The organism is Sphingobacterium sp. MYb382, from assembly GCF_037572665.1.
GTDB lineage: Bacteria > Bacteroidota > Bacteroidia > Sphingobacteriales > Sphingobacteriaceae > Sphingobacterium.
Window position 1 is genome coordinate 408374 of sequence record NZ_JBBGZT010000029.1, and the last position, 24301, is coordinate 432674.

Genomic DNA, 24301 nt, shown 5'->3' on the forward strand with positions numbered 1-24301 from the left:
TCAAATTCATAAATGGTTACTGGAATATACACAAAAAGAAAGACAATAAAAAACGGGCAGTATCGAAAGATACTGCCCGTTTATCATCTACTAAAAGCTTGATTAATCTAGTATTTCTTGCAACTTCGCATAAAGTGCTTCTGCACGCAATCCACGTGCAATTACTTTGCCTTGCCCATCTAATAAAAAACTATCAGGCACGCCTGTTATACCATATAATTTTGCAACGGGTTCATCCCAATAGTTTAAACTTGACACATGATACCAGGTCATTTCGTCATTGACGATGGCTTGCTTCCAAGCACCCGCGGAGCGGTCTAAAGAAACACTTAAAATATTAAATCCTTTATGGTGAAATTCTTTATACGCTTTCACAATATTCGGATTTTCCTTACGACAAGGTACACACCAACTTGCCCAAAAGTCAACTAACGTTACTTTACCCTTCTTTACCACTTCTGTCAGACTAAGTTCGCTACCTAAGGTGTCCTTAGATGTAAAATCAGGCAATACCTCGCCGATATTCGTAGCTTTAGCAATGGTAATCTTACGTTGAGCATCCTTTCCTAAGGAAGACTTTTGTAAATCGGCCGACAGGCCTGATAATAGAGGTTGCGCAAAATTATAATCTATAGCACCGCCAAGGAACTCATTCAACGTAATCAAGGATAGGAATGATTGCGGATGTGTTTTTATAAAGCTGACTTTTGTCTCGCGCAGCGAATCTATTAAAAGCTTATAGTCTACATTTAACTGCTCTAGTTCGGCTTTCTTGGATTCATCTTTCAATAGCTCTTGAGCGTGCTGACGCAGATTTACAAGTTTATGTTGAAAAGGAGCTACTTGCTTGTCTAATTCTTGAGCCTCCACTGTAATTTTTGAACCTTTGATAACCGCATTTTTAAGGGAGTCCTTTCCGGTGAGCTTCACGGTACCTTGATCGATGTAAAAGCTGTTATTATCTTTTATTTTTCCCGATACTGCCGCAACCGAATAGACGGATAGACGAGATGGTTGATCAAGTTCTAATTTAAAACTAAACTTCCCTTTTACGACTTTCGTCGTATCCTGTTTAAGCGCGTTATCAACGACACGGAGTAGCACCACCTGATCTCCATTTGTCCATTTCGGAAAATTTCCTTCCACACGCACTTGCTTTGTCTGGGCGTTGCTTAAAAATACGATGGCCATAAATAGACCTAGACTTAAATATTTTTTCATTGTTTTCAGCATTTTAAATTAATTAGTTTACGGCTCTCCAATTCATCGTTTTAATTTTCAAAAGCCCATCCCATTTAGAACGTGTAATAGCCTGAATATCGACCTGATTTGGATTATTCCCAATATTAAATCGTCTTAAAGTTCCTTTAGTATTAGTATTGTACGTAGCTATATACAAAGCGTTCGTAGCAGCATCAACGGTAGTATCAAACTTTAACATAGTAATCGGATCTGTGCCTATCTCCGGGAATTGATATATTTTTTCATTACCTGGGTTATAATCATAAGCATAAAGCTTTGCTCCTACGGCATAAAAGACAACAGTACGATTAGAGGAAAACGCATAGTAATCTGCTTTATCAAAATCAGTAGCTATAGGATTTACCGTGTAGGAGGCTCGTTTCGCCGGATTTCCGCCGTTAGCGTAAAATTTATAGATAAAACTATTTTTATTATTATCTACCAATACAGCAAAAGAGTTTCCGTGCTGCGACCCGCCATCTGTATTTCTTGTGTTTTCGGCATAGCGTAGCTTTCTACCTGTACCGGCTTGGTTCCAAGGAAATGGATCATCAGGAAGATCTTGTGGATAATCAGATGTTGCCGCAAAACCTATTGATGGAAGATTCATGAATCTGTTATTATCTACATCATACCAGACAACAGAATTAAAACTTCCAATAGAATACAAGGCATATGGTGCAGCTTTCAAAAGTTTATTAAAATTACTAGCATGTCGATTTGCCGGATTGCCATAAAGATCAGCGGCACCAAATAAAGAAATTGCAAAAAGGTGTCCATTACTTGTTAAAACAGCTCTGGAGCTACTTCCACCACTACCGCCACTACTATTGGCTAACTGTGGAGCAATAACTGCTGGCGATAGCTCATTTTTATTAATGGGATCCGTTGTATACACTAAGCTACCAAAAGTGTTGGCGACTTTACCTTTCATAGTAACACGATCGAGATAATAGGCCCCTGTATTACTAGATATCCAGAGTTTATAATTGCTTTCAAAATTACCTCCAGTATGTTGCGCCAGTAAAGACCCTTTTAATGTAGGTAATCCGCTCTTCGCAAGGAGATTTCTAACTGGGAAAGTATCACGCACCATAGAGATGATATCAAATTCCGCATTGTCATTTTCATTTTCTCCTACGAGCAACCAACCTCTGGAGTATGGCGTTCCAACCGATAGATTTGTCTGCTTTATAAACGTTACATCTGTTTGTCGGTCAATTACACGCAATTGTAAAACATAATTATTTGGAGCAAGAGTTACGGGGTAATTCAAGTTTTTCTCGCGTCCTAGGGTATCTAAAAATTGATTATTTTGTTTAATAACCCAGAAATAGGAAAAACGAGAAGAGTCGACATTTAGTTCTGTCATATTATAAACAGGCTTGATCCGTAAGGTATCAATAGACTGCAAAATAGCATAACTTTTATCTACACCTTCAATTGTAATTTCATTGATATCGTGATAATCATAATTCCCCAACTTTTCTTTACAAGAAGTGATGGCGTAAAGGAGTGTTAAGCCTAAAATATATTTTAAAATTTTCATAGTATTCAATCTGTATTACTAATAATTATTTAGACTCCGGTTTATAAGGCACCCCAATGTAGGATGTCCAAGGGACAGTGCCAACAAACATTAAACGACCATCATCTTCCAATACAGGGTCACCCACTTCATAACGAGCAAGAAGGTAACGCGCACAGGTTGAGGCCACCAATCCGGATAGAATAGGAGGCATGGTGGCGGTACTCGTAAAATCAGCGTAGGTCAGATTCATTAGTTCCATCATCAATTTGATTTTCTTTTCAGAGAAAGCTCCCCATTGTCCAGCCTCTCTATTTCCAGGCTGAATAGATCCGATCCATACGGCAGGTTGCACTAAAAAGTCGTTAATACGAAGCGTATGTAAACTGGCATCAAATTTTTTAACAACTGTTCCTGCCGTATTAGACGGTAATGCATTCCAATTAGGAAAAGAAAGTTGAAAACTTTCATTTGCAACCAATCGTAAACCAATTGTTTTCAATGTTTTCTTTAAATCTACCGCACGCTTTAGGGTCAAGGGAACATTGGCAGTGAAGGCATTTGCTGGGACAGTGACTTCATTTGGTATAGCGTTATAATGCACACCAACTTGAGCAGTTGTGGAGTCAGGATTTACTTCTACCAAAAACTTACGGTCATAATCTTTTGCCGGGCCTGTGATCATTACTTTAATTCCCAATTGAATTTCATTGGCTTCTGTTTTTACAAATTCCACATTGGTATAAGGTTGGTAAGGCCATGTACGTTCATTACCATAGGATGCTCCGTGCTGCACGGCAAAATATACACCTTCTACACCTTCATAGCTCATCATTTCCTTTTCACAACCAGCAAAGGAAATAGCAAATAGTAAACTAAATATTTTTAAGAATTTCATGATTCTGTTCTTTACTTGTTATTAAAATACAATGTCTTATTTATCTATAGACAAGCGTACACTGATCTCACTCTCTGGCAGAGGAACTCTATAATTGCCCAATGGCATTGCTTTTTCTCCTACTAATGCCGCATGGTTCGGAATCATCGTTGACGCATTCCTCTTGTAGTAATAAAACATTTGTCCCTCTCCAATAAACTCTTTTCGATACTCGGCTGTAATAAAGTTCTTCAGCTGTACAGCATCACTAGGATTTAAGCTGAAAGTGTTTCTATTCGTTCGCACTTTATTTAGATATTGTTTTGCTTCATCAAGGTTTGTCGTTGTCTCTGCGGCAATTAGGTACAATTCACTTAGACGAATCAATGGCATCATAAAACGTCCAGGAGCATCGTTATAATCTTTAAACTTTTGGTTAGCCAAGATCAACTTACCTCCAACATTCACGTTTTCCCAAATACGGTATCGATAATCGTTTTTATCATCATAGAGATTATCTACACGTGCCATGTTGTTATCACTGTTATTAAATGTTAACCTATTAAAAGGTTCTTGATTAGGGGAAAATACATCTTCGTATAATTTGAAACGACTACTACTATAAAGTGAAAAAAGAACCTCTGTCGAGAACATACGATCGGGTTTATCAGAGCTCGTCGCTGCGGAGGATGTAACAAAAGGAAAAATATCCCGACCATTAATTTTTGCAGACTGAATAATATCCTGCGCAGTTGCTAGTGCTTTTACCTTATCTCCTTTCCAAAGGTAAGTACGGGCCAACAAGGCCTTCGCAGCAAAATAATTAAGTCGATACTGTCTATAGAATAGATCGTTGGTTCCTAGCGTGTTACTTCCATTACGCACACCTTCCTGAATAATAGGGTCAGCAGCTTGCAAAAGTATAACAGCTTGGTTCAAGTCACTTTCGATAAGGTTGATTACCTGCTCAGCAGTTAATAAAGGAGTTACCTCATTCTTAAGTCCCGTTGTATAAGGAATTGTTTTTAAGGTTTTATTCGTCTCTGACCATATTGGTCCAAAAAGACGCAACAAATCAAAATGAAGCATGGCGCGCAAGGCTAAAGCTTCTCCTTTTACCGTTCCATAATAAGATGCTGGTAAAACTGCGCTTGGTGAATCGCCACAACGATCAATAATCACATTAAGGTTAACAATAAGCTCATAAGCCTTTTTCCAAGCATTATCAAATCCTCCTTTTGTATTCCCTTGTGTATAATCAAACATAGTATAATTATAATACCCATTCGTAGTCGAGTTGATAAAGTAATACTGAGACAATACATCTACCGCTCCTGCTGTCATAAAACGACCATAAAGACTGTTGTTTGTCATTTCCGAATAGACACCACTTATTGCCTTGATATATCCTTCTTTATTTTTATAAAGGAGATCCTCTGCGAGTCGATCTGTTGGTTTTACATCGATCCATTTAGAGCAAGAGTTCAATCCGATCAAGCAAAGGATTAAGAAAATAATTTTTTGTAATTTCATATCAATAATTTTCACAAGTTCAGATAATTTAAAAGCGTAGCCCAAGAGAGAATGAAACTGATCGTGCAAAAGGATAATCTATCCCACGTTCGTTTTTGATAGAAGAAATTCTAAAAATATCATTCATATAAGCACGTGTTGTAATTGATGAAGCACCGATCCTACGTAGCCAGGCTTTGTTACTTGTTTCATAGCCAAAAGAAAAGGACTCTCCTGATATGATATTATTATCAGCTACAAATCGAGATGACATCGGCGTAAAGTCAGTTTGTGAAATAGCTCTAAACTTTGTTACATCTCCTGGTTTTTTCCAACGATCATAGAGCGCTCTCTTATCTTGATTGAGTGCAATATTTTGAATGTTGACATTTTCTACCTTTTCGTACAGTGTTTGCATAAAAGTCTGACCTCCTAAACGATAGCGTAGAAATACACTTCCAGAAAAACCTTTATAATAAAATGACGTGCCTAAAATGCCTTCTAACTTTGGCTCAGAATTCCCGACTACAACCTCATCATCATAGTTATGTACAAAGGTCTGTTTCCCTTCTTTGGTTAAGAATATTTCACGTCCTGTAGCTGGATCAATCCCTGCCGACCTTACAGCCCATAGATCTGAAGGTCGAGCACCATCATAATAACGAACTAAATTTCGGCTTTTATTATCTTGATTAAACTTATTCAGGGCGTCGCCAATATTCTCATATTTAGAGCGTAACTGCCGCATGTTTAGGTTGATTCTCCAGTTAAAATCTTGCTTACGGATAATCGTGTAATCTGTAATCAATGTCATTCCCTTAGTGACTTGACTACCTAAATTTTCGGCTTTGCTAGTCGCTCCTGTAGAAGAAGGCAAACCAATAAATACTAATAAAGGATCTGTATTTTTATTGAAATAATCAAAGTTAAAACGCAGACGTTTATCCAATACTTCCAAATCAAAACCAATATTACGATCTAACGTTTTCTGCCACTTTAGATTACTATTACCGAAATTACTTAAGATAACGCTCGATCCAAAAGGTGTTCTATTTTCACTATTGTAGCGATACACACGCATCGAAATATAATCATTGAAATTCTGGTTACCCGGATTACCAATAGAAGCTCTAATTTTCAAAAAGTTAATCCAATTGAATGACGTCTCCTTAATGAAAGATTCATTATGCATATTCCAAGCTAAACCTGTAGACCAAATCGTAGTAAACTGACGATCTGCCCCATATACTGAAGAACCGTCTGAACGTACGGTAGCATCAATCAAATATTTATTATCATAACTATAACCCGTATTAAAAAAGAAACTTGCACTACGACGTTTCGATTCTTGGTATCCGGCTCGCCCTCCAGGCTCATAGCCTAGTGCAAAAGATGGATTCGTAAATTCGTCATCTACAAATCCACGTACACCATAACCACTAAATAAGCTACTACCTTGCTCCATACGCATCCCTGCGACTAAATTAAGTAGATGCTTTTCTTTTAACAGCTTACCATAGGTTAAGCTTAAGTCGCCATCATAATTGGTACGTTTACCATTCTGTTCATCGTATCTACCACGCTGTAGCTCATTCACACCATCAAATTCAGAATTAAAAGGCGAAAGGAAAGACTCTACTCTTTCACTTCCGTGGCGTAAACCTATACGTGTACGAAAGCGTAACTCATCAAGAATTCGCCAATCAATTTCAAAATTATTCGTAAAACCTTGAGTCGAAGTCTTATTAACATTATTGTTATTCATATCGTACAAAGGATTGTAGATATTTAAACTTTTACTCGTGAAAGTTGCTAAATCCAAATAACGAATATTTTCCATTACCTTATCAATTCCTCCTTGTTCATTATACATCCGATGGTATGGATTTGCCCTAGAAAAACGAGCAAAAGGAATAGACTCTCTATTGGCTGCAACATAATCCACATTTAAAGAGTTAGAAAATGATAAACGATCTTTACGATAAATCAAACGAACAGAACCACTCGTAACCTTACGTGAAGATTGTTTCATTACACCTTTAGTATCACCATAGTTTAAACTAGCGCTATAACGAAGGTTTGCATCTCCGCCCTCAGCAAAAATGTTATGATTTTGCGATAAAGCAGTACGTAAGGGTTCATTCAGCCAATATGTATTGACGCCACGTTCTACTTCTTTCTTACGATGAAAGTATTTCGCTTCATTTTCATCTCCTGTAATGTTGCCAAAGGCATCTAAGCCTCCATAAAAGAGAGATAGCTTCTCGTATTCTAATTTCTCTGAGGCATTCATCAAGTTATAATCTTTCAGGTCAGCAAAGCTCACGGAAGAATTTAGGTTATACGTCAAGCGAAGCTGTCCTTGAGTTGGTCTTTTCGATTCTACGACAATTACACCGTTTGCTGCTTTAGAGCCATAAATTGCTGCCGCCGCTGCATCTTTCAAGATGGTAATACTTTCAATTCGATCCATACTGAAATCACTAATCACAGCTAACGATGACTCAAAACCATCAAGGATAAAAAGAGGTTGATTGGGATTGCTACTAAACTGCTCAGTAAGTCCAATAACGCTACTTTTCCCACGAATCTCAATATCAGGAAGACGATTTGGATCGGATCCGAATTGATTATTTTCAACAATAGCAAACGAAGGATCTAGTGTTCGTAAACTCTGCAGGATTCCTTGGTTTCCAATCATCTTCAACTCTTTGGCTGTATATGTAGACGAAGAACCCGTAAAACTTTCCTTGGTACGCTGATAAATGCCTGTAACGACCGTTTCTTTGATACTTTCTACCTCGCTCTCAAGACTGACATTATATGTGTTTTGTCCTTTAACAGCGATCTCCACAGTTTTATAGCCCACATGGGAAAAAACAAGAACAGGGTTTGCAACATCCTGTGGAATAAGCAAGGTAAACTGACCTTTAAGGTCCGTCAAAATACCGTTAGGCTGCCCTTTAAGCTTGACCGTGACCCCGAGAATGGGTTGACGTGAATCCTCGTTGGTCACCTTACCGGTTATCGTACGTTGCTGCTGTTTAATTTCCACGGTACTAACGGAAGGCGTGCTTGTTGGTACTTTGGTATTTTTCTTACTTAAGGAAATTGTCCTATCTTCTACTTGATAGGTAATAGCTTTATTGGCTAACACCGTTTTCAAAAAATCATCTAAAGGCATATTCTGCGCATCGATGCTGACGAATCCGACTTCGTCTAATAAAGCCTTAGGGCTGAAAACACTATAGCCACTTTGCTGGCGGATAGCATTTACGACCTGACTAAAAGGAATTTTGTTTCCTTTCAATGTAATACTTTGCGAATAGCTGACTGAATTAAAGGACATGAGCACGCCACTAAAAAGCAAAGCACTAGTTCGTATTACTCTTTTAAAGTAAAGGTTATTCATTAATAATTCGTGTTAATAGGATGGTAAATGGTTGATTAAAGTAGATGTAAGCTTATTACGATCATGTGTCGCACTTAGCTTGTTAGGTTAGGTTATTAATTTCATTGTATCTTTTTGACTAAGGTTTTAGGTTGATTTTGTTAATATATTATAAGTTTTCTCGTCTCTTTATCGAGTCGATAATTCACATTGGAAGCGTCAAGAACACGAAGAACAAGGCTTAAATTTTGATTACGATGTGCATCACCAGCCAGCTCTATCGTAGGAATACGGTTTGCATAGACAATATGCAGATCATACCAACGTGCTAGCTCGTCCATGACTACCGCAAACGGTTTATTATCAAAGCTAAATTTGTCATAACGCCATGCCAACTCGCTTTCGATATTTATCTTGCGCTTGGTTATACCATTAGCGCTACTGCTAGCTTGTTCATTAGGCCATAAGGTAACAGCTCCTCCTGCCGCATTACTCACATATAAACGGCCAGAAGCCAATGTTGTCTTAATCTGCTTATCGAAGCTGTTGATATTAAATTTAGTACCTAGAACCTGCGCCTCTTGCTCTTTGGTAATCACAATAAAAGGTTTCTTCTGCGCAGCAGCATAAGGATGGTTAGCTTGGCTACTAAGCACCTGTTCGTTGACCTCAAAATAAGCCTCTCCTTCTAAGTACACGACCCTTTTGTCTTTTTGGAAACGACTCGGGTAACGCAAGGTAGACCCTGCATTTAACCATACACGGCTTCCATCGGCTAGCGTAACTTGATATTGTCCCCCCTTAGGCGTAGAAACCTCCAAGAAGAGGTCTTTTCCCTCATCGGCCAAATTGGCCAATTGATTATCCTCTTTGTCGGCATAACTAATACCACGATCGTCCACGACAATACCGTCTTGGTTATTATCTAATGCAATCGTACGCCCGTCCGCTAACTTCAGTGTTGCTTTATTTCTACCTGGCGATATATCTGTTGAAGTCGTTAGAACGGCTACTTGCGCATCGTTCGTTGGTGAAGACAGACGTAGGCAAAAAAAGATGGCAAATCCTAAAACAAGAAGAATGGCCGCTGCTGTGGCACTGTAGCGATTATTCCATTTCAGGAAGAATCTAGCAGAGCTTTCTGTAGATGCAATTTGATGCATAGCCTCCAACTTATCCCACGCCATTTTTTTAGACCTCAAAGCTTCTATATTAGTTGAAGAATCATCATCAGCCATCTTTTGAAATAGAAGTTCTTCCAAAAAAGCATCTTCTTCAGCAGTCGTTTTACCGTCTTGGTAACGTTTTAAAAGTTCGTCTATTTGCTGTTGCAAATCCTCCATGTATTTAAAATATATTCCTTCTTATTGCTTATGTACGTTAAAGGGGAAGAAGGGGTGAGATAAAAAATAAAAAAAGAGGAGTAGCGCCCTTCGCTAGGCAGCACACTCCTCATTATAAAAATGATTAATTAAGAAACGTAGGGATACATACTATAGGTAAACGTGCAACATGACATGCACATATTTACGAACTACTTTTAGGGCATTTTTAATTTGACTCTTTACAGTCTCCTTAGATATTTCCATCTTTACAGCAATCTCTTCATGGCTCAGCCCTTCAAAACGACTGGCTTCAAAGACTAGGCGCATCTTACTAGGCATAGCTTCTAAAGCCTTAGACAGATTTTCTTGCAGCTCTTTCTCATAGATAAGCTCGTCGAGTGATAAGCCATCCTCTTGCATTTTTGCACTTATACTCCCGATATAGGAAGCAATCACCTTACTGCGATCAACTTTTTTAAGAATCTGATTTAAGGTTGCTCGATAGAGAAAAGAAGATAACTTTGTTTTGATATCAATACGTGCTCGATTTTCCCATAAGGCAGAAAACACATCCTGCAAAGTATCTTGAGCTTCCTCTGAATGGATTTGATGGCGTAAGGAAAAACGCCAAAGCTTATCCCAATAGCGATCATATAGACAACCAAATGCAGCCCAATCTTGCTCCTGTTTTACCAGAAGGAAAAGCTCTTCGTCATTTAATCCTGAAAGCATTTTTTTGTCCATCACTATGGGTAATTGAATTAGCTATAAAACAGCTAAAACGTTTTTAAAAATTAACAAAGACGAATCTATTACTTTTCTTTGGTAAAAGAAATCAAAACAAAAAAATAATCTACTAAACTAGTATATTATTCTAAAATTAGCCTGTGTTTACTGAATTAGGTTCAAAGAGATACTGAAATTCGATAAAAATCAGGACCGCTAACATTATGTACGCTAAAGTACGCAGAAGGGTGATAAGATAGTGAATTAATTTTTTCTTACTAAAAACAAAAGAGCCCAGATAAAATCTAGGCTCTTTATTGAATTGCTATTGCTAGCATCCGTATTTTTTGTCTTATGACAACAGCTTATCCATTAGATAATGCTGCCGCACCAGAAACAATCTCACTTAATTCTGTAGTGATGGCTGCTTGACGTGCTTGGTTGTAAGAAAGCTTAAGGGCTTTCAATAAATCACCCGCATTTTCCGTTGCTTTATCCATCGCTGTCATACGTGCTCCATGCTCAGAAGCGTTCGAATCTAAAACAGCTTTGTAAACTTGTGTCTTAATAGCTTTCGGGATTAACTCTTCGATGATCTTCTCTTTAGAAGGCTCGATGATGTAATCAGTTTCTGTAGTAAGGTGCGCATGACCATCAGCTGCCTTTTCTTCAGGAAGCAAAGGTAATACTTGCTCAGCTACCATTTCCTGCATTGCAGCATTACGGAACTGGTTGTATACTACTTCTACACGGTCAATATTTCCAGCTTTGAACTCTTCCATTACATATTCAGTAACTTTAGATACGTTCAAGAATGAAAGTTGATTGAATAATTCATTGTTATTACCAATCACATTAAATCCACGACGCTCAAAGAAATCATGACCACGCTTACCGATAGCAATAATGCTTAAGTTACCTTTCGCATTTTGCTCAGCATATTTATTGAAGATCAAGTTATTTGCTGCCTTAATCGCATTCGCATTAAAAGCACCAGCTAAACCTCTATTCGACGTCAAAACGATGACAACTACTTTCGTAGGCACGCGATCTTGCGTATAAGGAGAATCGTTGCCTTCTACAGAAGCAGAAACTTGCTCCAAAATACCTCTTAGCTTGTTGGCATAAGGGCGCAATTGAACAATAGCATTTGTAGCACGTTTCAATTTAGCCGCAGCAACCATCTTCATCGCTTTGGTGATCTGTTGCGTTGAGCTTACCGAAGAAATACGGTTTCTTACTTCTTTTAAATTTGCCATATATTATTGGAGACTTGAGTATTGAGTACTGTGTATTGAGTATAATGCTCTATACTCAATACTCTATACTCCTATCTAATTAATATTTTGCTGCTAATTCCTTAGCTACTTTGTCTAAAACATCTGTTAACTCATCCGTGTATTTACCAGCTTTGAAGCCTGCTAATACTTCTGGATGACGTTGCTCTAATTGCGTCAAGAATTCTTCTTCAAACTGACGTACTTTATTTACTGGAACAGAACGGAAAAGACCTTTAGTACCTGCGTAAATAATAGCAACTTGTTTTTCTACTGATACTGGTGAGTATTGACCTTGTTTCAAGATCTCTACGTTACGAATACCTTTATCTAATACAGATTTAGTAGCAGCATCTAAGTCAGAACCAAATTTCGCGAAAGCTTCTAGCTCACGGTACTGTGCTTGATCTAACTTTAATGTACCAGATACTTTCTTCATCGGTTTAATCTGCGCGTTACCACCAACACGTGATACCGAGATACCTACGTTAATCGCTGGACGGATACCTGCGTTGAATAAATTAGACTCCAAGAAGATCTGACCATCTGTAATCGAGATTACGTTTGTTGGGATATACGCAGAAACGTCACCCGCTTGAGTCTCGATAATTGGAAGAGCTGTTAATGAACCACCACCTTTTACTAAGTGCTTGATAGACTCAGGAAGGTCGTTCATGTTACGAGCGATTTCATCTGAAGAGTTGATTTTCGCTGCACGCTCTAATAAACGAGAGTGTAGGTAGAAAACGTCACCTGGGTAAGCCTCACGGCCCGGTGGACGACGTAACAACAAAGAAACCTCACGGTAAGCTACCGCTTGTTTTGATAAATCATCATACACGATCAATGCTGGACGACCTGTATCACGGAAGAACTCTCCGATAGCAGCACCCGCCATTGGCGCGTAGAATTGAATCGCAGCAGGATCAGCAGCAGAAGCAGCAACAACAACTGTGTAAGCCATTGCACCACGCTCTTCTAATACGCGAACGATATTTGCTACTGTAGAGTTTTTCTGACCTACAGCAACGTAAATACAGAATACAGGCTCACCTGCATCGAAAAATTCTTTTTGGTTTAAGATCGTATCGATACAAACCGCAGTTTTACCTGTTTGACGGTCACCGATAACCAACTCACGCTGTCCACGACCTACTGGAATCATCGCATCAATAGCTTTGATACCTGTTTGTAATGGCTCAGTTACTGGCTGACGGTAGATAACACCTGGCGCTTTACGCTCGATAGGCATCTCATACGTTTCACCTGCAATTGGTCCTTTACCATCGATAGGCTGACCTAATGTGTTTACAACACGACCTACCATACCTTCACCTACTTTAATTGAGGCGATACGGTTTGTACGTCTTGCAGTATCTTTTTCTTTAATTTCGTCTGAAGAACCTAAAAGTACAACACCTACGTTGTCTTCCTCTAAGTTCAAAACGATACCTTCTAATCCGTTATCAAATTCAACCAACTCACCGGACTGAACTTTGGTTAAGCCGTAAATACGAGCAATACCGTCACCTACAGCAAGTACGGTACCCACCTCTTCTAGTTCGGCTTCTGATTTAAAGCCCGACAATTGTTCTCTTAGAATTGCCGATACTTCATCTGGTCTTACCTCTATCATTGTATATTAGTATAAGGGTTTTTGATTTATTCTATTATTAAATATCAAGATTACACACCTTGATTTGCAAAATGCTTCTCCAATTTATTCAATCTTCCGGCAATACTCGCATCGATCTGACGATCGCCTACGCGAATAATTAAACCACCAATCAAGTTTGGATTCACGTTATTCGTCAATAAAACACTTGCTTGTATTTCTTGCGAAATCTTGTTGCCTAAAACATTTAAGTTGTCAGCCGAAAGTGGACTCGCCGAAGTAACAGTAGCTTTCACGATACCTTTTACTTCATTGTACTCACGGATAAACTCTTCGGCAATTTCCAAGATAATAGCAGCACGTCCTTTACTCACCAAAATCTGGAAGAAAGAAATCACGAAAGGATTTACTTTTCCTTCAAAAAGGGCTTTCAAGATATTGACTTTTTTATCCCCGCTAATAATTGGGTTTTTAAGTACAGCTTGTAACTCAGAGTTGGATTTTAACGCAACAATAACACCATCGATATCCGCCTTAACGGTATCTAGGTTGCTCTGCTCGTTAGCCAGCTCTAAAAGTGACTTTGCGTATCTTGATGCTACTGTAAAAATTGACATATTCTTAATTTAAAACTTGATGAACCAATTAGCTTAATTTCACGTCTTTCAACAAGTCGCTTACGAAAGCTTGTTGTGTTCCTTGGTTTTCAAATTCTTTCGTTAATACTTTGCGTGCAATATCCAAAGATAAAGAAGAAACTTGATTTTTAACTTCAGCCAAAGCTTTGTTCTTTTGATCTTCGATTTCTTTTTTCGCTTGCTCTAATATTTTTCTACCAGACTCTTGCGCTTCGTTTTTTGCTTCAGCAACAATCTTGTCTTTTAAGGATTTCGCTTCCTTCAAGATTTCATCACGCTCTGCGCGTGCTTCTTTTAATAACTGCTCATTTTCATTAGTCAAACGCGCCATTTCTAGCTTCGCTTTTTCTGCCGCTTGTAACGCATTGTTGATTCCGTCTTCACGTTCTTCCAAAGCGTTGATAATAGGCTTCCAAGCAAATTTACCTAGAATGAAGATAATAATAACTAATATGATTAGTTGCCAAAAGAACAACCCGAACGAAAACTGATCTAATAGTTTTTCCATTATTTATTATATAATAATTTGTAAGTGACTTTTAAAAAAAGTACCGACAGCAACCAACCGTTGATCTATCGGTACTTTTATGGGTTTTATTGGGATTACTTACCTAAGATTAAAGCACCGAATGCTAAACCTTCAACTAAGGCACCAATAATGATCATTGCAGTTTGAATTTTAGATGCTGCTTCTGGTTGACGTGCGATAGCTTCCATTGCTGAACCACCGATTTTACCTAAACCTAAACCTGCACCGATAACGATTAAACCTGCTCCAATTAAATTGTACATGATATTTATTTTATATAATTAAACAATAATTTCTTAGTGATGCGAATGCTCTTCTACCGCCATTCCAATGAATAGGGATGACAACATCGTGAAGATAAACGCTTGTAAAAATGCTACCAAAAGCTCTAATAAGAACAATACAATAGACAAAAGTAAAGATACGCCAATACTACCAGGTATTGTTAACTCTGCTTGGAACAAGTAAATGATCGCGATTAAACCCATTACTACAGAGTGACCTGCTGTAATGTTGGCAAACAAACGAAGCATTAACGAGAAAGGCTTTGTGAACATACCTAACACCTCAATTGGCGCTAAAACAAATTTGAATGGTACAGGAACTCCTGGCATCCAGAAGATGTGTTTCCAGTAATCTTTATTTCCTTTGAAGTTAACGATCAAGAAAGTAAAGATAGCCAAACAGAAGGTAATAGTGATGTTACCTGTTACGTTGAATCCGATTGGTGTTAATCCTAATAAGTTAAGAATTAAGATCAAGAAAAACACAGATAACAAGAAAGGCATAAACTCCTTGTAACGGTGACCGATATTTGGAAGCGCCATTTCGTCACGTACATAAAGCACTAAAGGCTCTAATACACGACCCATACCTTTTGGTAAGTTGTTTGCTCCTTTTTTGTATGTTTTAGCTAAGCTTAAAAAGCCCCAAAACATTAAGATAGTCGTCAAGATAAGACCTGTTACATTTTTCGTAATAGAAAAATCTAAAGGTTTAGCATTTGTAGGATGGTTGTGCTCATCATAGTTGATTGTACCTGCAGCATCCGTTTCGTAGATTTTACCGTGGTACAATGTGTAGAATTTACCACCTTTTTCAACAACCTGCTCACCATGGTGAAACTCTCCTGAAGAGAACACTTTCAAACCATTGTCAAATAAGATAACCGGCAATGGAAAACCATAATGTTTACCAGCTTCTTTATCAGAAAAAAGCGAGAAATAGTGGTCATCCTGTAAGTGATGTTCCGCATATTCATCAATTTCTTGTTTCTTGGATTTAGGAGCATCTGCATGCGTATCCTCAGCAGCCATTAAACCGAAAGGCTGAACAGCAAATAAAATTACTGTAATTAGTAAAAGAGCTCTCTTAAGACTCACCATATTGTACGTAGATTGCATTAAAATTTGCGCAAAAATACAATTATTTTTGGCATAAATTAACATTTGTTTAAACTTTTTATAACTTTAGTTTTCAACAGTCTTTTCGTCCTGATTCACAATCACGTAAGCGACAAAAACATCAAAGAACAAAAACAAAAAAAATACCGCCAGAAAGTTCAACTCGAGAAACTTATTTTCAAACGAGCCTAAGCCTTCTTTTATGTATAGATAATTGGCCACTGCTTTAACCATAAAAGCCCCCAAAAACACAAAAGCTATACGGTCGGGCATTGAAAATTTAGTCAAAACCATCAACACAAAAACCAGTAAAGAACCAATAGCCGCGAAGCTATACATCCCCAAAAGCGTATAGTCACTACGCTCCCACTGTGCCGAAAGACCCAGACTTTGTAATAAGAAATAATGAACAGCAAAGCCAACTAAGGTCAGCAAGAGTAACATCATTCCAATTTTTAAATAATTAGTCATTTTTATTTAGATAGTTTACTTGTTTTATAAATTGATACATAGACACCGCAACACCAAGAAGCGTGAAGCCTTTCATCCACCAATCGCCTTCTACAGGATACTTAGCACCTAGCCAGGAGCCAACCCAATAAAAGGCGTAAATGGTAACACCCATTTGCACGGGCATACTCGTAAAAACAAGCCATTTATTCTTCTTATTTCCTTCGTTTTCTTTAGCCATGCTGATCGCCCATTAGTTAACCGTTTCTTCCGACTCTTTTTCCACGGCACGTAATTCCATGATACGCTGTCCAATTTTAATATCTGGATAATCGAAACCTTCACCCAAAATCATCTTTAGCTCGGAAGACGATTTCCCGTCATTGGCTTCCATCACCGCCATGAGCTTATCAAGCTTCTCCTGATCAATCAAATCTGTCGCATCGATATCTGTTCCCACGAAGTGGATCAGATGCCCATAAATCGTACCCGCCACCATATCTCTTTTCTTGGCGATATCCTCAATGGTCAATCCATCCAAGTACAAATCTAAAGAGATGGTCTTCGTATCTTTTACCTTTTCGTCATCTTCGGTTTTAACAGAATCATCTTTAACCGTTTTCTTCTGTCCTACCGCAGTCACGGCATCCGAAAGATCGCCCTCCTTAGTCAAGATATCAGCGATTGTTAAACAATGCGCCAGCTGCTCTTTTTTACGTCTAAAATCTAGCAGCATCGACTTCAATTCTTCTACGTATTTCTTGGTACGTTTTTTTACTTGCCATGCCGCTACATGCTCTTGCGTCGTGATCAGCACATCAGCATCAAAACGAGGTAAGAACCAATCTACCGCCGATTTTGTTCGTGTACATATTTTAGGGTAATCCAAAGCTTCTTTATCCGTCAGCATAGCGTAAAGCTGCGTCACAAACTTATTAGCGACCTTCTCCTGCTCTGTAAGCCCTTGTATCAGCCCCTGAAAATAAGCTTCCGCCTCGGCCTTACTATCAATATTTCGATCCGCTAAAGACAGCTGTAGCTCTTTTGCACGCTCTACCAATGTACCCCAACGGAAACTCTGAATCAAAATTTGTCCTAGATAATTGCGCTGCGAATGCTCCAACATTTTATTGGTCTCCGCATCGTCAGGCATACGTTGCATAAAGTCAACGACCTGAAAGTCGGTCCGTATAGCATGCATCGGCACCTTAGACTTTAATACCAACCCCTCGAGGCCGGTCAAACGGCTCAACGCCACATATACTTGCCCTGCGGCGAATGAAGTACCGGCATCGACTACCGCTTTTTCAAAAGTTAAACCCTGACTTTTATGAATAGTAATGGCCCAAGCCAAACGTAAAGGAAACTGCGAGAAAGTTCCCAACACTTCTTCTTCAATTTTATCTTCGCCTTTATTGTATTTATAGCGGATATTCTCCCATGTTTCACGACGAACGACCACATCTTCGGAACCATCTTTGAAAGCAACCACCACTTGGTGCTTATCCAAGTTCAGTTCCTTGATAGTCCCTATCTTTCCATTGAAATACTTACGGTCTTCACCAGAGTCATTCTTGATGAACATCACCTGAGCATTTAACTTCAACGGTAGCGACTCATCTGCGGGAAAAGAACCCGACTGGAATTCATCTTTCACAATGGCTTTCACATTATGCATTTTCCCTTCTAGGGCAATAAGCTGATCTTGATTGATCGAATCCGCCAATTTATTATGCGAAGTCAAGGTAATATATTGTTCTCCTACAGCAGGAGTGAAACCTTCTTTGTAATGAGCATTCAGCTGATCGATATCTGCTGTGCTACATTGGTTGTTTCGGATATTATTAAGTAGGCGAATAAAATCACCATCTTTCTGTCTATAAATTTTGCTCAGCTCCAACATCACTGGCGGGTGTTCACGTAATACCTTGGCATCGAAGAAAAATGCACTGGTGTAATGATCACGAAGCACCTGCCATTCATGGTCGCGCACCACAGGAGGCAACTGGTAAAGGTCACCGATAAACAACATCTGTACACCACCGAAAGGACGCATATCGCGACGTACAGATTTCAAGATGACATCAATAGCATCTAAGGTATCTGCACGCACCATAGAAACCTCATCGATCACCAACAGCTCTAGCTCCTGCAAAATTGCACGACGCTGCTTTGTAAGCTTGATTGTCGAGAAAAGACGGCTCTTATTGTAGATATGACTATCCTGCTCATTCCAGTTTAAGGTATGGTTTTCGACGAAAGTACCAAAAGGAAGCCAAAACAGCGCATGCAAGGTTGTGCCACCAGCATTCATTGCCGCCACCCCTGTTGGTGCAGTAATCGCCATCTTCTTATAGCAATGCTCTTTGATATACTTTAAGAAAGTGGTTTTCCCTGTCCCTGCTTTACCCGTTAAAAATAAATGCTGATTGGTTTGATTCACAAAAGAGACGGCTTGTAAAAAAGCCTTATTCTGCTCATCAAGTTTTGGTTGTGCCATGCAATGTACCCCTTAAAAATGATTAATCTTACAAAGATAAGAATAACTACCCTTCGGAAGGAGCAATACAGCATAAACTCCATTTTTTTAGGCTTTTTACAAGAAAAAAGCTAATTTCACGTCAAATACTTAAATCATGGCAACATATACAGACAAAAGCGAACTTTTTGCGCAGATAGAAGAGCAACTAACCGCACAAGGCTTTACGATCGATAACGTTGATCAAACAAGACCTTGGGGAGGCTTTTTCGTAATCAGCGAAGAGCAATCGCAAAAATTTGCAGACCAATACTTCGATGGTTTAGACGTACAGAACCTAAAGATATCTGGTAAATTAAGTCCAAAAATCTTAATTGTAGCTCCGCTAAAACGATTATCTTGGCAGTATCACCACCGCAGAGCTGAAATCTGGCGTGTGACACAAGGAGAAGTTGGCGTGGTAACAAGTAGCACAGACGAAGAGAACGAAGTGAAAAAATTAACAGCAGGCGAATTCATCCGCTTGTCGCAAGGTGAGCGTCACCGTTTAATTGGTTTAGAAGGCTATGGTGTTATTGCTGAAATCTGGCAACACACGGATGCAGAAAACCCATCTGATGAAAGCGACATCGTTCGTGTTCAAGATGATTTCGGTAGATAATAACAGCTTTAGGGCTTTATTTTACTTAATTTAACGGCAAAATCCGCTTTTTTTTAACGAAAGCGGATTTTGTTTTTTTTTGCTATTTTTGTGGTTCAGCACATAAAGAAATTACATGACTACATATAACGAAGACAGTATACGTTCCCTGGATTGGAAAGAGCATATTCGCTTACGCCCGGGGATGTACATCGGTAAGCTTGGAGATGGATCTGCTTACGATGATGGTATTTATGTTTTGTTAAAAGAGGTTGTCGACAACTCTATTGATGAGTTTGTTATGGGCGCCGGAAAGACGATTGAGATTACCGTTCACGAAAATAAAGTATCCGTACGCGACTTTGGCCGTGGTATCCCCATTGGCTCTGTTGTCGACGTGGTTTCCAAAATAAACACGGGTGGTAAATACGACAGTAAGGCATTCCAAAAGTCCGTAGGTTTGAACGGGGTGGGTACAAAGGCGGTAAATGCGCTTTCCCAACAATTCACAGTACAGTCCTACCGTCAAGGGTTAACACGTATTGCACAGTTCAGCCGTGGCGAGTTACAAACCGACGAGCAGAAAGAAACGACACAACGCAACGGTACTTCAACCATCTTTTATCCTGATGAAAGCATCTTCCGCAACTACAAGTTCCGTACGGAGTTTGTAGAAAACATGATTTGGAATTACGTTTTCTTAAATGCTGGATTAACCATCAATTTCAATGGACAGAAATTTATTTCGGAAAACGGACTAAAGGACCTGCTAGAGCGTAATATTGATACCGATGCGATGCGCTACCCGATTATTCACCTCCGTGGTGAAGACATCGAAATCGCCATGACCCACGGTCAACAATATGGTGAGGAGTACTACTCTTTTGTCAACGGTCAGCATACCACACAAGGGGGTACACACCAAGCAGCATTCCGTGAGGCTATTGTAAAAACAATACGTGAATACTATAAAAAGGAGTTTGACGCTGCCGATATCCGTGCTTCCATCATTGGAGCCATCGCTATTAAAGTGCAAGAACCTGTTTTCGAATCGCAAACAAAAACAAAATTAGGCTCGCAGAGTGTAGGTCCAGATGGTCCTACGGTACGTACTTTTATTCACGACTTCATTAAAAAAGCGCTAGACGATTATTTACACAAAGATACGGCTACGGCTGATGCTTTATTAAAGCGTATCCTACAGTCAGAGCGTGAGCGTAAAGATATTGCTGGTATTAAAAAATTAGCTAATGAGCGCGCTAAGAAAGCATCTTTACACAACCGTAAATTACGTGATTGTAAGATTCACTTCGGCGATAAGCAGGAGCGTAACTTAGAGACTACCCTATTCATCACCGAGGGGGATTCGGCCAGTGGGTCGATCACCAAATCACGCGACGTACAAACACAAGCTGTATTCAGCTTGAAAGGTAAGCCGCTAAACTCTTATGGCATGTCTAAAAAGATTGTCTACGAGAACGAAGAGTTCAACCTCTTGCAGCACGCTTTAAATATTGAAGATGGCCTTGATGGCTTACGCTACAATAATATTGTTGTCGCTACCGATGCCGATGTCGATGGGATGCACATTCGCTTACTCCTATTGACTTTCTTCTTGCAGTTTTTCCCTGACTTGGTAAAAGCAGGGCACGTATCTATCTTGCAGACGCCTCTTTTCCGCGTTAGAAATAAGAAAGAAACAATCTACTGCTATTCTGATGAAGAACGTCAGCACGCCATTGCAAAATTAGGTGCTAAACCAGAAATTACGCGATTTAAAGGTTTGGGAGAGATTTCTCCTTCCGAATTTGGCCTTTTCATCGGCAAAGATATCCGTTTAGACCCTGTTATCTTATCCAAAGACAATAAGCTTCCACAGTTATTGGAATATTATATGGGTAAAAACACCCCTGAAAGACAGAAACATATTGTGACGAATCTACGGGTGGAGGTCGATATCCAAGAAGAACTTCTAAAGAAACAAGCTGCCTCCTAAGGGCAGCTTTCTTTTGTTTAAACCCTATTAATTTTATAGCCGAAGCCTATACGAAAAAAGACAATCAACCCAACCATGAATAACCAAACCTTAATCTTAATACATTCTACCGATGCCGTGGGCCTCGTTGCTGGCATCAGTCAGGTCATTGCGAATCATAAATTGAACATCATCACCATGCGCGAGTTTGTGGATGAAGTAAATCAGCAGTTTTTCTTACGTGTCGTATGCACTGGCGTTCCTAGTGCGGTCGAAAATCTATCAACAGGCCTCCTTGAAGTTCTTCCGACTGGTGCGAAGGTCAGCATTAATCCTGCGGAGCAGAAGAAACTCGTAGTCCTAGTAACTAAAGAGCATCACTGTCTAGCGGATATTTTAGTACGTCATTTTTTCCAAACGCTCAATGCAACAGTTGAAGCCGTTATCGGTAATTACGAAGTGTTAAAAACATTTACAGAGAAATTCGATATTCCTTACCATTATATATCCCACGAGGAAAAAACAAAGGAGCAATTTGAGGCGGAAATGGCGGAGCAAATCGCACAGTATGAACCAGACTATATTATCTTGGCTAAGTTTATGCGCATTCTATCCCCTAGTTTTGTGGCTAAGTTTGAGAATAAACTGATTAATATTCACCACTCCTTCTTACCGGCATTCATTGGTGCCAACCCTTATCGTCAAGCACATACCCGAGGCGTTAAAATTATTGGCGCCACTGCGCACTTTGTGACAAACGACCTCGATGAGGGACCTATTATTGTGCAGCGCACAAAATCTATCAACCACAGTCAGGATGTACCACAGCTGGTAACGGCAGGTAAGGAAATTGAAAAAGCCGTTCTTAGCCATGCTATACACTTATTAACGGAAGACAGGGTAATGCGTCAAGGCAATAAAACTATTGTTTTTGAGTAAGAACTATACTAACATATAACACAAAAAGAGCGCTGTAGAATTAATTCCACAGCGCTCTTTTTGTAGTAGCGAAGTCTAATTTAGGCTTCGCCGTATATCAATTGCTTAGCATGTGCTAATGCAGCATCCCCCGGACGAGATCCGCTCAACATTTGCGCAACCTCTTTGATACGTTCATCTTTATCTAGGCGTACAATACTAGATTTCGTTTTATCTCCTTCATCAAATTTGTAGACTTTAAAATGTGCCTCTCCTTTAGAGGCTATCTGTGGCAAGTGCGTAATCGCCATCACCTGCATACGGTCGGCTAGTCCTTCCATAATCTCACCTACTTTCAGCGCTACCTCTCCAGAGATACCGGTGTCAATCTCATCAAAGATGATGGTTGGCAGGGATGAACTTTTCGCGATAAGCGACTTTATAGCTAACATCAAACGAGATAGCTCTCCACCGGAAGCTACCTTATGAATCTGCTGCAACGATTGCCCTTTATTGGCAGAGAATAGAAACTGAACCTCATCGCCTCCTGAAGTTTTATACTTCTCCGGCGACAGCAGGTTCAAGCTTATCTGCAACTGCGCATTCGGCATCCCTACAGTAGTCAATACCGCATGTACATGCGCTTCTACTTCTTTTATTTTTGCTTTACGGCTTTCGTGGAGCCTTAAAGCTACTGCCGATAGCTTGGTTAAACTTTCTGCTACCTGCTGCTCCGCTTTCTGCAGCTCCTGCTCTTGGTTGGCCGTTACCTGGAGCTTGTGCTCCAAGGTTTCACGTAGAACGATTAATTCTGCCAAACTAGCAGCACGATGCTTCTTCTTCAAATTATAGAGAACACTCAACCGCTCATTGACAAAATCAAGTCTTCCTTGATCAATGCCTATTTGCTGTTCTAAAGATGCTATCTCTTGGCTTATATCTTTTATTTCAATCAAACTACTCTGCAAGCGTGCGGCAAGGTCGTTATCTGCAGACAGGAACTTCTCCAAAGACTGTAGCTGTTGATGGGCCTCTTTCAAGCGTTGGATAACGGCATATTCTTGTTCATCGAGCAAAAATGTAGCCGCCAAAAGCCCCCGTTTAATCTCATCGGCATGTTCCAATTGGCCTTGCTCCTCTTCTAGCGCTTCCTCTTCTCCTTCTTGCAAATTGGCCGCATCGAGCTCATCAAATTGAAACTGGTTAAAATCTTGCTCCATTGTGGCGGCCGCAATAATCTCCTTCAACTCCTTCAAGGCTTTTTCATGCTGCCTATACTGCTTTAACCCGACTTGGTACTCCTGCTGTATAGCTTGATTTTTAGCAACAGAATCGAGCACTAAAAGCTGGAATCCTTCCGTTGTAATCTGTAGTGTAGCATGCTGCGAGTGGATGTCAATCAACTGCTCACCCAAAGCACGCAATATATTTAAAGTAACGGGCGAATCGTTTACAAAAGCACGGGATTTCCCATCTACGGCAATCTCCCGACGGATAATCGTCTCTTCTTCATAGTCTAAATCATGCTCTGCGAAAAAATCACGCAACTGGTAATTTCCGATTTGAAAATAGCCCTCGATTACACATTTACGACTGTCGTCAAAAAAATGCTTACCCTCCGCACGATTACCTAAAATTAAACCCAAGGCTCCCATGATGATGGACTTACCAGCACCTGTTTCACCGGTTATAATATTTAAACCTTGGTGTAAGGATATATCCAAATTCTCAATAAGAGCGTAATTCTTAATGGTTAACTTACCTAACATAAAATAA

The 24301-nt window shown here is 39.5% G+C and carries 20 protein-coding genes; 3 read left to right on the forward strand and 17 right to left on the reverse strand.

What is annotated here, in order from left to right; translation table 11 throughout:
- Positions 1–102 precede the first annotated feature (102 nt).
- The 16 genes from WH223_RS19475 to WH223_RS19550 form a co-directional block, all read right to left on the reverse strand.
- On the reverse strand, positions 103–1221 hold the full coding sequence (locus WH223_RS19475; RefSeq protein ID WP_340049540.1) for a TlpA disulfide reductase family protein: 1119 nt from the start codon (positions 1219–1221) through the stop codon (positions 103–105).
- Between the two features lie 22 nt (positions 1222–1243).
- Complete coding sequence (locus WH223_RS19480; RefSeq protein WP_340049541.1) at positions 1244–2791, reverse strand: PKD-like family lipoprotein; 1548 nt, start codon at positions 2789–2791, stop codon at positions 1244–1246.
- A gap of 25 nt (positions 2792–2816) precedes the next feature.
- Positions 2817–3668, reverse strand: coding sequence for a DUF4843 domain-containing protein (locus WH223_RS19485; protein WP_340049542.1), 852 nt, complete (start codon positions 3666–3668; stop codon positions 2817–2819).
- 36 nt (positions 3669–3704) lie between these two features.
- Positions 3705–5180, reverse strand: coding sequence for a RagB/SusD family nutrient uptake outer membrane protein (locus WH223_RS19490; protein ID WP_340049543.1), 1476 nt, complete (start codon positions 5178–5180; stop codon positions 3705–3707).
- A 28-nt stretch (positions 5181–5208) separates the two neighbouring features.
- Positions 5209–8508, reverse strand: a complete 3300-nt coding sequence (locus WH223_RS19495; RefSeq protein ID WP_340049544.1) for a SusC/RagA family TonB-linked outer membrane protein — start codon at positions 8506–8508, stop codon at positions 5209–5211.
- A 203-nt stretch (positions 8509–8711) separates the two neighbouring features.
- On the reverse strand, positions 8712–9893 hold the full coding sequence (locus WH223_RS19500; protein WP_340049545.1) for a FecR family protein: 1182 nt from the start codon (positions 9891–9893) through the stop codon (positions 8712–8714).
- Positions 9894–10043: 150 nt separating this feature from the next.
- Positions 10044–10607, reverse strand: a complete 564-nt coding sequence (locus tag WH223_RS19505; RefSeq protein ID WP_340049546.1) for an RNA polymerase sigma-70 factor — start codon at positions 10605–10607, stop codon at positions 10044–10046.
- Positions 10608–10966: 359 nt separating this feature from the next.
- Positions 10967–11860: an ATP synthase F1 subunit gamma gene (gene atpG, locus WH223_RS19510; protein ID WP_340049547.1), complete on the reverse strand. Its 894-nt coding sequence runs from the start codon at positions 11858–11860 to the stop codon at positions 10967–10969.
- Positions 11861–11939: 79 nt separating this feature from the next.
- Positions 11940–13514 (reverse strand): F0F1 ATP synthase subunit alpha, encoded by a 1575-nt coding sequence (gene atpA, locus WH223_RS19515; protein ID WP_340049548.1) that lies wholly within the window; start codon positions 13512–13514, stop codon positions 11940–11942.
- A gap of 50 nt (positions 13515–13564) precedes the next feature.
- Positions 13565–14110, reverse strand: a complete 546-nt coding sequence (gene atpH / locus WH223_RS19520) for an ATP synthase F1 subunit delta (RefSeq protein WP_340049549.1) — start codon at positions 14108–14110, stop codon at positions 13565–13567.
- Between the two features lie 28 nt (positions 14111–14138).
- Positions 14139–14639, reverse strand: a complete 501-nt coding sequence (locus tag WH223_RS19525) for a F0F1 ATP synthase subunit B (protein WP_340049551.1) — start codon at positions 14637–14639, stop codon at positions 14139–14141.
- A gap of 95 nt (positions 14640–14734) precedes the next feature.
- Positions 14735–14923 carry an ATP synthase F0 subunit C gene (gene atpE / locus WH223_RS19530; protein ID WP_028070619.1) on the reverse strand — a complete coding sequence of 63 codons (189 nt, stop codon included), beginning with the start codon at positions 14921–14923 and terminating at the stop codon, positions 14735–14737.
- A gap of 33 nt (positions 14924–14956) precedes the next feature.
- Entirely contained in the window at positions 14957–16063 is a 1107-nt protein-coding gene (atpB, locus tag WH223_RS19535; protein WP_340049552.1) for a F0F1 ATP synthase subunit A, read from the reverse strand.
- A 66-nt stretch (positions 16064–16129) separates the two neighbouring features.
- Positions 16130–16534 (reverse strand): hypothetical protein, encoded by a 405-nt coding sequence (locus WH223_RS19540; protein ID WP_340049553.1) that lies wholly within the window; start codon positions 16532–16534, stop codon positions 16130–16132.
- Positions 16527–16754: an AtpZ/AtpI family protein gene (locus WH223_RS19545; RefSeq protein ID WP_340049554.1), complete on the reverse strand. Its 228-nt coding sequence runs from the start codon at positions 16752–16754 to the stop codon at positions 16527–16529. The genes WH223_RS19540 and WH223_RS19545 overlap by 8 nt, the downstream gene beginning before the upstream one ends.
- Before the next feature lie 12 nt (positions 16755–16766).
- Positions 16767–19013: a helix-turn-helix domain-containing protein gene (locus WH223_RS19550; RefSeq protein ID WP_340049555.1), complete on the reverse strand. Its 2247-nt coding sequence runs from the start codon at positions 19011–19013 to the stop codon at positions 16767–16769.
- A 136-nt stretch (positions 19014–19149) separates the two neighbouring features.
- Here WH223_RS19550 and WH223_RS19555 point away from each other — a divergent pair, with 136 nt between their 5' ends.
- From WH223_RS19555 to purU, 3 genes are all read left to right on the forward strand, one after another.
- Positions 19150–19653, forward strand: coding sequence for a phosphoheptose isomerase (locus tag WH223_RS19555; protein ID WP_340049556.1), 504 nt, complete (start codon positions 19150–19152; stop codon positions 19651–19653).
- Positions 19654–19768: 115 nt separating this feature from the next.
- Positions 19769–21628 carry a DNA topoisomerase IV subunit B gene (locus WH223_RS19560; protein WP_340049557.1) on the forward strand — a complete coding sequence of 620 codons (1860 nt, stop codon included), beginning with the start codon at positions 19769–19771 and terminating at the stop codon, positions 21626–21628.
- A gap of 75 nt (positions 21629–21703) precedes the next feature.
- On the forward strand, positions 21704–22546 hold the full coding sequence (gene purU, locus WH223_RS19565) for a formyltetrahydrofolate deformylase (protein ID WP_340049558.1): 843 nt from the start codon (positions 21704–21706) through the stop codon (positions 22544–22546).
- 80 nt (positions 22547–22626) lie between these two features.
- On the opposite strand, the gene recN is transcribed toward purU, so the two are convergent.
- Complete coding sequence (gene recN / locus WH223_RS19570; protein ID WP_340049559.1) at positions 22627–24294, reverse strand: DNA repair protein RecN; 1668 nt, start codon at positions 24292–24294, stop codon at positions 22627–22629.
- Positions 24295–24301: the final 7 nt, after the last annotated feature.